The 10,819-nt window shown below is 68.8% G+C and carries 13 protein-coding genes; all 13 read right to left on the bottom strand.

The window, feature by feature from the left end:
- Window positions 1-7 precede the first annotated feature (7 nt).
- Complete coding sequence (locus DFR74_RS33330; RefSeq protein ID WP_084537510.1) at window positions 8-1,645, bottom strand: phage major capsid protein; 1,638 nt, start codon at window positions 1,643-1,645, stop codon at window positions 8-10.
- Entirely contained in the window at window positions 1,645-2,568 is a 924-nt protein-coding gene (locus DFR74_RS33335; protein WP_084537511.1) for an HK97 family phage prohead protease, read from the bottom strand. Before DFR74_RS33335 ends, DFR74_RS33330 begins: the two co-directional genes overlap by 1 nt.
- Complete coding sequence (locus tag DFR74_RS33340) at window positions 2,565-3,959, bottom strand: phage portal protein (protein WP_067507981.1); 1,395 nt, start codon at window positions 3,957-3,959, stop codon at window positions 2,565-2,567. Before DFR74_RS33340 ends, DFR74_RS33335 begins: the two co-directional genes overlap by 4 nt.
- Window positions 3,959-4,147, bottom strand: coding sequence for a hypothetical protein (locus tag DFR74_RS33345; RefSeq protein ID WP_067507983.1), 189 nt, complete (start codon window positions 4,145-4,147; stop codon window positions 3,959-3,961). Before DFR74_RS33345 ends, DFR74_RS33340 begins: the two co-directional genes overlap by 1 nt.
- Entirely contained in the window at window positions 4,144-5,655 is a 1,512-nt protein-coding gene (locus tag DFR74_RS33350; RefSeq protein WP_198161717.1) for a hypothetical protein, read from the bottom strand. The genes DFR74_RS33345 and DFR74_RS33350 overlap by 4 nt, the downstream gene beginning before the upstream one ends.
- Window positions 5,636-6,022 (bottom strand): hypothetical protein, encoded by a 387-nt coding sequence (locus DFR74_RS33355; RefSeq protein WP_067507984.1) that lies wholly within the window; start codon window positions 6,020-6,022, stop codon window positions 5,636-5,638. Before DFR74_RS33355 ends, DFR74_RS33350 begins: the two co-directional genes overlap by 20 nt.
- 455 nt (window positions 6,023-6,477) lie before the next feature.
- On the bottom strand, window positions 6,478-7,191 hold the full coding sequence (locus DFR74_RS37515; protein WP_067507986.1) for an AAA family ATPase: 714 nt from the start codon (window positions 7,189-7,191) through the stop codon (window positions 6,478-6,480).
- A 946-nt stretch (window positions 7,192-8,137) separates the two neighbouring features.
- Window positions 8,138-8,329, bottom strand: a complete 192-nt coding sequence (locus DFR74_RS33370; protein ID WP_067507988.1) for a hypothetical protein — start codon at window positions 8,327-8,329, stop codon at window positions 8,138-8,140.
- Window positions 8,330-8,443: 114 nt separating this feature from the next.
- Window positions 8,444-8,791: a hypothetical protein gene (locus DFR74_RS33375; protein ID WP_067507990.1), complete on the bottom strand. Its 348-nt coding sequence runs from the start codon at window positions 8,789-8,791 to the stop codon at window positions 8,444-8,446.
- A 28-nt stretch (window positions 8,792-8,819) separates the two neighbouring features.
- On the bottom strand, window positions 8,820-9,188 hold the full coding sequence (locus DFR74_RS33380) for a DUF6221 family protein (RefSeq protein ID WP_067507992.1): 369 nt from the start codon (window positions 9,186-9,188) through the stop codon (window positions 8,820-8,822).
- Window positions 9,185-9,712 (bottom strand): DUF7459 domain-containing protein, encoded by a 528-nt coding sequence (locus DFR74_RS33385; RefSeq protein WP_084537512.1) that lies wholly within the window; start codon window positions 9,710-9,712, stop codon window positions 9,185-9,187. The genes DFR74_RS33380 and DFR74_RS33385 overlap by 4 nt, the downstream gene beginning before the upstream one ends.
- A complete protein-coding gene (locus DFR74_RS33390; RefSeq protein ID WP_067507994.1) occupies window positions 9,709-9,990 on the bottom strand; it encodes a hypothetical protein in 282 nt (93 codons plus the stop codon). The genes DFR74_RS33385 and DFR74_RS33390 overlap by 4 nt, the downstream gene beginning before the upstream one ends.
- Window positions 9,987-10,685, bottom strand: coding sequence for a hypothetical protein (locus DFR74_RS33395; RefSeq protein ID WP_067507996.1), 699 nt, complete (start codon window positions 10,683-10,685; stop codon window positions 9,987-9,989). Before DFR74_RS33395 ends, DFR74_RS33390 begins: the two co-directional genes overlap by 4 nt.
- Window positions 10,686-10,819 lie beyond the last annotated feature (134 nt).

Below are 10,819 nucleotides of genomic sequence, written 5' to 3' on the forward strand. Positions count from 1 at the left end.
GCAAGGATTACGCGGTGGTGGCCACGTTCAGCAGACGGAACGCGTTCGCGTTGGAGATGTCGGCACCCATGCGGGCGTGCGCGTACCAACCACGCTGACCACTCGGCCGGTTGTTGCCGGTGTGGAACAGGTGCGGGATGAACTCCACCGTCATGCCGATGCGGTCGGCGATGATGTAGTGACTGAAGTCGCCGCACAGCAGCACGAAGTTGTCCGCGGTGGCCGCGGGGTCGATCGTGCCGTCCATCGCCTCGGCCTCGCCGACCGGTCGGCCGTTGAGGTTGTCGGGGCGGCCCTCGCCGACCGTGGTCCACAGGCCGGCGCCGCCAGCGGTGTCGAACTGGCGAATGCGGCTGTAGATCAGGTTATTCGCCAGCCACGCCGCACGCGCCCGGTACCGCGCGGGCAGTGCGTCGTAGACGCCGTACACGTCCGCCAGGGCGAACGTCTCGGCGGTCGCCGGCGCGATCTCGGCGGCCGTCCCGTCGAGGGCTGTGATGATGCCCTTCGGCTGGGTGGTGCCGTTGCCGGTGATCAGCGCGACCGCCTCGAGATCGTCCTTGCCGCCCGCGAGCAGCTCGGCCACCGTGGCGGTGACGTTCTGCTCGTCCTCGAGCGCCTCGATGGTGATCGGCACGAAGCCCTGCGCCTTGTAGATATCGATCGTCGGCTGAGCGAACGTCGGGGCGTCGTCGGACACCTCGGCGCCTTCACCGTCCCACGACCACGACACGTTGCCCGCCGAGACGCCGTGCCACTTGTTGCCGGTCGCGACGACCTGCCGGGCGAAACGGCGGATGTCGTTCTTCGACCCGGCCGCGGTGTTGATGACCACCGGGTCGAGCTGGAACGGCACCAGGAACCCGCCCGCGGTGTCGGTCAGCGACATACCGCGGACCTCGTTGATGGCCTGCTGCTCGTCGGCGGTCAGCAGGTGCTGCTGATTGCGAGCCAGCTTCGACCACGCGCGCAGGTAGGCCGGGCTTGAGGTGACGAGCACCTGCCGGGCCAGGGTCGAGCGCTTGTCGTCGAACCGCTCCAGGATGCGGGTCGCGGCCTCGCGCACGTGATCGTTGGCGCCCTGCATGCGCTCGATCGCCGAGAGCGCGCGGGCGCGCAGCTCGACGCCGACCTCTTCGACCGACCGGCCGAAGGTGCGGACCTCGCGCAGATCCCACGGGTTGCGGAACCGGGCGTCTTCGACGCTGTCGGGCTCGAGGATCGCGTCGCGGTCGTAGTCGCCGCTGCCCGCGACGGCCGGGCCGATCGAGCCGCGCTCGGTGCGCAGTCCGGTCGCCGACAGCGAGGTCGCCGCCGAGCGCACCCGCGCCAGCTCCGCGCTGCGCTCGAGGCGCTTGCGGTGGCTGTCGAGGTTGGCGAACTCGTCGGTGAGCGTCTCGAAGTACCGCTCGTCCTCGGCGGTGAGTTCGTCGAACTCGGCGAGCCGCTCGAGCTCGGCCTGGATCTCGCGCAGGCGGTTCACGCTCTGCGAGTGGGTGAGAGTGGGCGCGGTGCGCCGGTCGTCACCGGTGTTGCCGTCCCCGGTACCGTCGCCGCCGAGCTGGGGCCAGATCGGGCCACGGCGGCCGATGCCGAGGGCACGCAGTCCCGTCACGGGGTGACGGGGCAGATTGTCGATACTCATCACTTCTTGCCTTTCCGGTCGATGTCGAGCAGCACGTCACGCGACTTGCGGGCCCACAGATCGACGGGCCGCTGTCCGCGTGTTGGCGACGGGCGCTCACCTACAGCGGGTGCTGTGGATCGCTGCGCGTCGGTCGCCGGGCGCGCCCCTACCGCAGCCGGGACTACCGGCTTCGTGGTGGGTTGCTGCGCGGCATCGGGTTGCGTCATGTCCGCCAGGAACACGGCGCGAGCGAGCAGCTGCCGCTGCTCGGGGTCATCGAGGCGGCCCAGGTCGATCACCTTGGACCGCACGGACACCGAGGTCTCGGCGTAGGCCGGCCACACGACGGGGCCGACCTCGGGGACCTTCAGTTCCTTCAGGGTGCGAACGAGTAGTTCCTCGTCTGGGATGTCCTCGTACCAGGTCTGTCGCAGCTTCTCGCGGAGCACCGCCTCGTCGCGGATCGGGGTGCCATCCGCATCGGCCCACGCCTCACGCACCACGCTGAACCGGAACGACATGCCGTTGATCGCGCCGTCGGCGATGGCGTCGCGCACGGGCTGCATCAGCCAGTTGTCGAAGATCCGGGCGATCACGTGCGCGCCGCCAGCGGGCGCGAGCTCGGGGTGTACGTCCTCGCTGATCGAGCGCAGGCTCGCGATCGGGATCGACCCGATCAGCGGGTGATGGCCGTGATCGAACTGCACCTTCGGCGGGGTCTCCCGAAAGCTGCGCTTCATCGAGCCGGGGGCGATCTTCTCGCGGAACTTGCCCTCCCACGAGTCGATGATCGTCTCGCGGTCGAACACCGCGCCGTAGCCGTCGAGGGTGAGCCCGTCATCCTCGTCCGCATCGGCGGCGGCGCGCAGGGAGAACGGGGCCTCCCTCAGAACCTGCTCGAGCGGCGGCCGCTCGGCGCGGCGCATCTCGGTGACGTTCATTCGGAATCTCCCTCGCTCGGGTCGTCGGGGCCACCCTGGTCGCCGGACTCCGGCGCGTTCTCGCCCGCGCCGGGCTTCTGGAGTTGCACGGAGTACAGGCCGCTGTGCACCAGCAACCGAATGTCGTCGGCCTCCACCGCGGCGACGACGGAGTCGGGCTCGTAGCCGGCGTCGATGTAGGACCGGATCGTGCGCGCCCGGGTCTCGGCGATCGTGGCGGCGTCGGCCTCGTCCTCCCGCAGGAACGGCACGTTCGACGCGTCGTACCACAGCCGCACGTCCAGCCCACCGTCTCGCCCGGGGCGCGGCATGATCGGCTCGATCGACCCGGCGATGTTCTGCCACAACGGATGTGCGGTGCCGTCGGCCAGGCGGCGCCGCGCCTGTCCGTAGTTGCTGTACGTCGCGGCGGCGAGGCCCTCGGACAGACCGACGATCACCGGCGGCACCCCGGCCGCCGCGGCGATCCGGGTTTCCCCGCCGCCGCGCACGTCCTTGAAATCGATGTCCTTGAGATTTGCGCCGACCACGGTGGCGTCAGCACCGGGGTACAGGTGCAACGTCTTGTACGCGTTCGCCGGGCCGCCGTGCTTCTCCTGCATCATCTCGGCGAACCGCTGAACCTTCTCCATGCTGGCGTTGACGTCGTGCTTGACGACCATGTTCGGTGTCGCGCCGTTGTCGAAGAACGCCCGCTGATGGCGGCTCATCGCCTGATCGGCCTGGATCTCGCGCAGGATCGGCGTCAGCCAGCTCATCCCCCGGTATCGCGCCAGCGGATCAGGGATCGGTGCATAGTGGGCGACCTCGTTCGCCAGGAAAGGCGTCGGCTCGGCGCCGGAGTTCTTCCCGCCCTCGGTGTAGACGTAGCCGAGCAGCCGGTACCCCACCCGCCCCGGCCGGTCGGCCATCTTCCGCGGCTCGAGCACCAGCTCGACCCAGTCCGGCCGCAGGCGCACCATCTCGGTGCCCACCCGCGTCCAATACGCGTTGCCCGCCAGATCGGCGTCCTGGATGGTGCGCGACAGCAGATCCTGCGTGGTGCCGCCCGGCCAGGGCCGCTCGAGGATCGCCAGATCCGGCACACCGAACGTATCCGACGGCTTGCCGTCGCGCAGCCGCTGCCACCGGAACCGAATGCTGCTGAACACGAGCTGGCGCACCAGCATGCACGAGAACACCACGCTGTTACCCGCGTACGCGCCCGCCAGACCGACGAACGTGTTCGCCGCCTGCTCGGTCGTCTGCCCGGCCAGCGTCTGCGTCAGACCACCGTAGCCGTAGCCAATCCCGTTGAAACTGAACGTGTTCAGTAGCTCGGCGTAGTCGTCGATCGTGGTGATCGACGGCACCGCCCGCTCGCCCTTGATCCGGGCGATCAGCGACCCCATCAGCGCTTACCCGCGGCGTGCGGGCTGCGCAGGTCCGCCGGATCGAGCAGCAGCACCGACGCGGCGATAGCCAGCACCCCGGCGGCGACCAGCGCCCACCCGGCACCGGCCAGCACCGCCACACCAGCCACCACCGACACCACACCGAACACGGCGATCGCCAGCAGGATCAGGGCCACCTGTGTCACTCCCAGAACCCCCAAACCTCTGTCTCGGCGGGCTCTTTCGGCCCGTGGTCAATGAGCGTGTGCACCGCCACCGTGGCGGCCTCCAGCCGTTCGTCGGTGCCGTCCGCCCACACCCAGCCGTTGCGCAGCTCGCGCTTCGTCGCGGTCGTTGCGGCGATCAGGTCGGCCTCGTCGCCGAGGTGCCGCAGCTGGTCCTCGGTCACCGCGTCGAAGAATTGCCCGCACGCGCGACCGCGATCCATGCCGTTCACGACGATCACCTCGACGCCCGCCTCTGTGAGCGCCTCGGTGATCGCGGTGATCAGCGAGTCCGCCGCGCCAGCCACCGCCACCGCGCACGGGCCGAAATCCTCGGCGAGCTCCTTCAGCCGCGGCGCGAGCCACCGCGTGCCCGGCAGCGTGTGCGTGTCCCCGCCACGACGGGCCGGGACGATCTCGGAGTGGATCCGCCAGTCCGTGCGCCGCCCCGCCACCGAGATGGCCGCCGCTGACCGGTCCGGGGCCAGGAACACCCCGAATGCCACCGGATCCGCCGGGGCCGAGGTCGTGTCCTTGCACGCCGTCCACTGGTCCTCGGTGAACACCGGGGGGACCTCGTCCACCTCCAGTGGTTCCTCCCACCAGCCCATGTGCTCGCGGGCGAACTCCTCAGGCGGCTCGGACTCGCGGAACGCCTGCATCTTCTCGACCGTGATCCGCCGACCCAGCGCAGAGTTCGCCACGCGCCAGTTCTCGCGGTCATCCAGGGCGCAGCCCTCGACCTCGCCGTACTCGTGCGTGCAATCCTCGGCCGCGCAGCCGCCCTCCGGGGCGCAGTACTCCATATACCCCAGCGAGACGCTGTCGCCCCTGCGTCCACGATCACGGAGGCGCCGCAGCATCGCCGAACCCGCATGTCCCGCCGAGGACCCGTACGCCACCTGGGAATGCGGGCGCGCGGCCAGCGTCGGCAGCAACGTGCCGATATGCGTCGGCCGCAGCGCGAACGCCTCGTCGAGGATCACCTTGTCCCCCGCCAGGCCGCGAGTGCCGCCCTTGGTCGTGCGGGCCTTGAACAACACCCGTTGTCCGGTCGCCAGCTCGATCGACTCGTCGCCGTTGCCGCGGTAGATCCCGTTCGACCGGCCGGGCGCCAGGCGCCTGCTCATCGCCGGGCAGCCCTCGATCAGCTCGACCAGGTCGCGAAACGCTTCCTCGGTGGGCGTCATGTCGTGCGCCGACCACACGATCGTGCGCTGCTCGGTGATGTACAGCCAGCCCAGCACCGCCATTTTCAGCAGGCCGGACTTCATGTTCTGGCGGGGGGCGATGTTGGCGAACTCGAACACCAGCGGCCGACCATCGGGATGGATCGCGAACAGCACGTCCAGCCCGAGTTCCTGCTCCGGATCCGGCACGAACCCCGCCAGGGCGCACAGGTCCGCGACCTCCGGCCCGTACGACTCCACGTACGGGGGGTGCGTGAAGTAGGCCGGGTCCAGGCGGCGCTTAGCCAGACTTGCGGTCACGGCGCAGCTTCAGCTCGTCGATCGGGTCCACCTCCGCCTTCGCACCGCGCAGTGCCTCGTCCATCACCGAGCGCAGCTCCCTGCTCAGCGCCGCCATCGCCTGCCCGCCGGCGGCTGCCATCGCTGCCGCCAGGGCGGCAGCCTGCTGGCCCAGCACCGTGTCCAGACGGCCGGCCGCCTCCAGCTCGGCGCGAACTCGATCGGTCAGCGGGTCGCCGGGCTCGGCGGCCATGGGCAGTTTCACCACCGGGGCGGCCGGTTGCTGGCGCAGCTTCGCGGCGTCCTTCTGGCACCGCAGCGAGCAGTACTTGGCGCTCCGGTGTTTGCTGGCCGGTATCTCGTCGGCGCAGTGGTCGCAGATCCTCACCGCTACCACCTCCGATCGGCCTGGCGCGCCCCGCGGCCGCAACCGTAAATCTTACGGTCACCCCTCTGACCTGCGGGTTTTCGGCACCGTAAGATTTACGGCCCGGCTAGTGAGCGAAACCGGACATTTGGCACCGTAAATCTTACGGAATCGTGGATTGCCGGGAATTTCTGCTCACTAATGCTTGACATTCCGCCTTTGATGCATTAACGGTCGGCCCCAGGGCGTGAGGGAGAGAGGCGGCGACAGGGCCGAAAGGAGTCGCGCCGCTGGCCACGCCCCCCGCGCGGCCCCCCTCCCCCCCTTAGCGTGCCAAAGTCTGACTTCGACCAATTAGTGAGCGCCCTAATGAGCCGGTGTCGGACTTCAATGAATTAGCGACCGTAAAACTTCCGGGGTCACCGGAAAATTTCCGATGCCTCGGCCGTAGATTTTCCGGTCCCGATCGGCCGTGTTCACCACTCCCGCGACCGCGGCTTGGGACCGGAAGATTTACGGTGGCGGCCGGAAGATCTTGCGCCGGCCGCGCGGTTGCAGGTGACGTGCTCGGGTCCGCGGTACTTCCTGCGGTCGTGGTCGTCGTGGCCGAGGTCCCACGGCTCGGTGGGGTGGATACGTTCCTGGCATCGCCAGCACACCGCTTTGCCTGCTCGGACCGTTGGGGCGAGCGCTTCACGGAGCTTGCGGTGTTGCTGTCCGTACCCACGTTCGACGGTGGTCCTCCGACGTTTCGCCGTGCGAGGCTCTGACCTGCGGGTTTGCTGCGGTTGGTCGTCCTGCTGGTCGTACCACTTCTTGATGGCTCCGTGCATCCACCAGGGCCGCTCGGCCTTGGCTCGCTCCATGACCACAGCCTTGCCGGGGTCGATGGTGACGATGTCCGCTCCAGCCGTGCGGTAGCGGGCCAGGAGCTGGGCCGAGGGGGTGGAGTGGATGATGAACACGTCGCACTGGTGGGCGAGGGTCAGCGCCTTGTCGATCGCGGCCTGTCGTGCGGCCTTGGTGACCGTCTTGATGGTGTTGGGGTGGTCGTGGCTGTCGGGGTCGCGGTCGGGGTTCAGCGCGAGGGCGATGCGGTCGTAGTCGATGACGATGTCGCCGGGTCGGGCGTGCTCGCGGCACCAGGTGGACTTGCCGGCCGCTGGGGGTCCGATGACGACGTAGAGCACGGCATCACCTCGGGTGTTATGTCGCCGAGGCCGAGGTCGGCGAGGGTGGTCTGTCGCATTAGGCCCGCGCGTTCGGGGACGGTCCGCAGATCAACAACCTGATCGCGCGGAACGAGCTGCGATCGGTGACCCTCACGTTCTTCACCAAGGACATCGAGATCATCCTCGGTGATGGCGTACGGGAACTCCTCGCCGTCGACGAGGAGCCTCCGTGTGGCCAGGTCGACGGTGACCCGTTCGGCCGGGCGGGGAGGCATCAGAGCAGGCCGTCGACGATCGCGCCGAGGATGATGAGCACGCCGCGGGCGACCTCACCGAGGTCGACGGCGTTCGCGATGGCGGACAGGGTGGACAGCATGGCAGGCTCCTAAATTCGGGCGAATCGGACGAAACATACCGGCGTTTTCGATGCGACCAGCGTTTTCGTGAGACATGAGGGGTGTCGTAGCGCGCAGCGTGACCACCCGGAAGAAGGTCGGGCCGGGCTTGCGGCACGCGAACCTACCGGAATTCCCGAAGGGTTCGAGGTGCGTTGGGGCGCTTGCCGGACGGCTGTCGTACGGGGCCGGTTTGACGCGCTACGAGGCTTACGGGGTCCAGCCGATCACACGAAGTATCAGCCGAACCAAGGCAACGGTGGCGGTGTCAGCGCGATCAGAGACGCGCTGACGGACGCGGCCGTACCAGGTCAACGGTGGCGGCGGCATGGTCGATGCCGGATTGTGGCGGCCAGGGCCACGAACTGCACGGCCAAGAGCGCGATGAGTGCGGCGGTCACCACGTCCACACCCCGATCGGGGTGTCGTAGCGCCACTCCAGTGTGCGAGCCGGGGCCTGGCAGCGCAGCAGACCGGCCACGAACACCAGCAGGTCCATCACAACCTCCGGAGGGGGAAGGGTCGCAGCGTGCTCGTGCCCGGCTGGGGTACAGCGGCACGCTGCGAGATCAGGGGGCGAGCCGGACAGGCTCACCGGTCACCGCGCCGTCCGGTTCCCGGTGCGGGAAGTACACGCACGGGTTGCCGTTGTCGTCCAGCCACAGAATCCAGGTCGACCCGTCCTCGCGGGTTCCCTCGATCCACCCGGCCCACTGGATGACGGTGTCGTGGCGGTATCGGCCGATGGTGATGTTCTGCATGGGATGGACTCCTCACCGAGGTTTCGGGGGCCGGAACGTCCATCCGGGGAATGGGCACACGTGTGCCACTTCGACCAGTCTTCCGGGAAGATCATCTGTTGTCCAGCCGCCACGCTATGCGGTGCGGCGGCGGGCCTGAACCTCCAGCACATCCCGAACCAGGAAGCGGGGGGCGCGCCGTTCCCCCCTGTCGACCAGCAGCCCTTTCGATTTCCAGCCGTATAAGGTCGCTGCTGGGATACCCCACGTCTGCTCGATCAGCTTCGGCGGGAGGACGGAGTCAAGGCCATGCTCGGCGGCGGCCGCAGGGATGCTCGTGGGGGCGATCCAGCGCTGCCCCCGTTTACGGGCGAGGGCGTCGAGTTTCGCGCAGCGGTCCGGGTCGACAGCGCGGAGCGCGTTGCGATAGGCGTGAGCGATCTGCCGCGCCCACTCCAGACTCGTCCGCTGCGCGCCACTCATCGCCTGGCCTTGATGAACTCCTCGATGGTCACGGCTTCCACTCCTCTAGGTAGTCGGGGTGCTGGTCCCAGATCGCGGCGAGCGGGTACAGCACCGCGTCCTCGGCCTCGATCTGCTTAGTCGCGCTCACCATGCCCTCTATTAGCTCCACCACGGCCCGCAGGACCGGCGCCTGCCGCAGCACGCGGGCGGGGTCGTGGCGGGCGATGTGCCGGGCAGGTTCGGCAGCCGAGTCGTAGGCGACCGCACTCGACCCTGATCCTTCTACCCGGTCGGGATCGTCACCGGAGAACGGATCGACCGCCGTCCACCACTGGCCGCGGCGCTCGGCCGCCGCCCTCGCGATCTGCTCGTCCTCGTCGAGTCGAGCGCGGATGAACTCCTCGATCGCGGTCACGCTGGCACACCTTCCCGCACGGGGACGCTGCCACCACGGTGATCCCGCCCGCAACTCCAGATCGGCTCCTCGCCCGATACGAAGATGTCGCCGTCGTGCCGACAGCGGGAGCAGTCGTAGGTCCAGTCCACCTGGATCACCACCTCACGCTGCTGGCTCACGTCCGGGATGTACAAGCCGGACGGGTTCTCGCAGTTGGGATCGTCCGTGCCACCACAGTCCGGTCTGGTGCAGGCCGCTTTGTTCGGCGCGGTGAGCACCCTCCGCTCGTGGCGGTGAGACTGGACCATCTTCTCCCCGCAGCTCGAGCATCGCTCGGTGTCGTTGTCGATGTGCTGGTGCTGGCAGCCGCGCGGGTCGGGGAGGTCGGCGTGGCAGTCGCCGCAACGGAACTGCGGGTCGCCGGAGGTGATCACCATACTGGGGTGCTGGCACGGAACGACCTGCCGATGCGCCAATTCGGCAGCGCGCAGTTCCTCCTTTGCGGCGGCGAGGCGGCGTTCCGCTTCTTCGATGTCGCTCATGCTCCCGATCCTCTCTCACGCTCGGCCGCGATGAGCGGCGCCAGGACATGCAGGTACTCCCAGATCCACACGCCGTACCAATCCGCCGAGTTGTCGTAGCCCTGCTGGGAGATGCGGCGGTTCGGCAGCCACCCCCGCTCGATCTGACGCACCCAATACACACACGCCGCCGACAGCTCGGGCGGGGCGTTCAGCCAGTACGCGTAACGGTCATCCACCGGCGCGGGCTTCGGCTGCTCCAGGGCGACCCAGGGGCGCCCGCCGGTGCCGGTCCTCATGCCGCCAGCGGATCGTTCAGCCGCGCGAACACGGTCTCGTCCCACACGTTCCGGCACGCTCTACACGTGATCAACCTCGTCCTCACCGACACCGTCAACGCCTGCAACCCGCACACGTGGCAGGCGTCATGCAGGCGCTCATCACGGTCGGGTTCCAGGCCGAGCAGCCGCACGGCCCGCCGATGCAGCGCGGCGAGGCGCTGGACGGCGTCCACCCCGTCCAGCACGGTCCGCCCCCACGAATCCCCACCATCAGGATGCGGAACCCACACCGTCACCTCCTGCGGCGGCAGGTCCACCAACGTCCCCAAAGTCCGCCCGACCAGAGCCAGGCACTCCAGTACCCCGGCCGGGTCATCACCAGGCAGCCGCGCAGCCCACCGGGTGGCCTCCACGTCGATATCCGATTGGAGGGTGTCGATGGGGAGGCGGATCGGGATCGGTCGTTCCATCGTGCCCGCGACCCGCTGCTGCAACTGCCGTGACCGTGGCCCCGTCCGGGCCGCCGAGAGCAGCCGGTAGTCGTCGGGGAGGTCGCGAATCGCGGCGAACGCGTCGGCCTCGCACGCCCGGCATAGGGTGTTCGGGCGTTCGACGCCGACGCCGTGCCAGGCGCCTTCGTCGTCTCGTACACGGGCCTTGCACCGCCGCGCCGCGCGGCATTCGTGCTCGGGACCAGCCTCCCGGTAGCTCATGAGTAACGAGTCTATGCCGGTCCCGCAACGATCTCGAGCCGCCGAACCGGCCCGCAGAATGGTGATGTTCGCTACCGTCTGCCCGATGAGCGAGCGCGAATACGTCGACGTCGATTTCGAGTACGAGGTAGCCG

Origin of the sequence: Nocardia puris, from assembly GCF_003315035.1 — a bacterium.
Classification (GTDB): Bacteria; Actinomycetota; Actinomycetes; order Mycobacteriales; family Mycobacteriaceae; genus Nocardia; species Nocardia puris.

What these genes read in the sequence shown, in the direction of transcription:
- DFR74_RS33330 (WP_084537510.1), bottom strand. Translation starts at nt 1,645, where the DNA reads ATGAGTATCGACAATCTGCCCCGTCACCCCGTGACGGGACTGCGTGCC.
- DFR74_RS33335 (WP_084537511.1), bottom strand. Translation starts at nt 2,568, where the DNA reads ATGAACGTCACCGAGATGCGCCGCGCCGAGCGGCCGCCGCTCGAGCAG.
- DFR74_RS33340 (WP_067507981.1), bottom strand. Translation starts at nt 3,959, where the DNA reads ATGGGGTCGCTGATCGCCCGGATCAAGGGCGAGCGGGCGGTGCCGTCG.
- DFR74_RS33370 (WP_067507988.1), bottom strand. Translation starts at nt 8,329, where the DNA reads ATGCAGAACATCACCATCGGCCGATACCGCCACGACACCGTCATCCAG.
- DFR74_RS33375 (WP_067507990.1), bottom strand. Translation starts at nt 8,791, where the DNA reads ATGAGTGGCGCGCAGCGGACGAGTCTGGAGTGGGCGCGGCAGATCGCT.
- DFR74_RS33385 (WP_084537512.1), bottom strand. Translation starts at nt 9,712, where the DNA reads ATGAGCGACATCGAAGAAGCGGAACGCCGCCTCGCCGCCGCAAAGGAG.
- DFR74_RS33390 (WP_067507994.1), bottom strand. Translation starts at nt 9,990, where the DNA reads ATGAGGACCGGCACCGGCGGGCGCCCCTGGGTCGCCCTGGAGCAGCCG.
- DFR74_RS33395 (WP_067507996.1), bottom strand. Translation starts at nt 10,685, where the DNA reads ATGAGCTACCGGGAGGCTGGTCCCGAGCACGAATGCCGCGCGGCGCGG.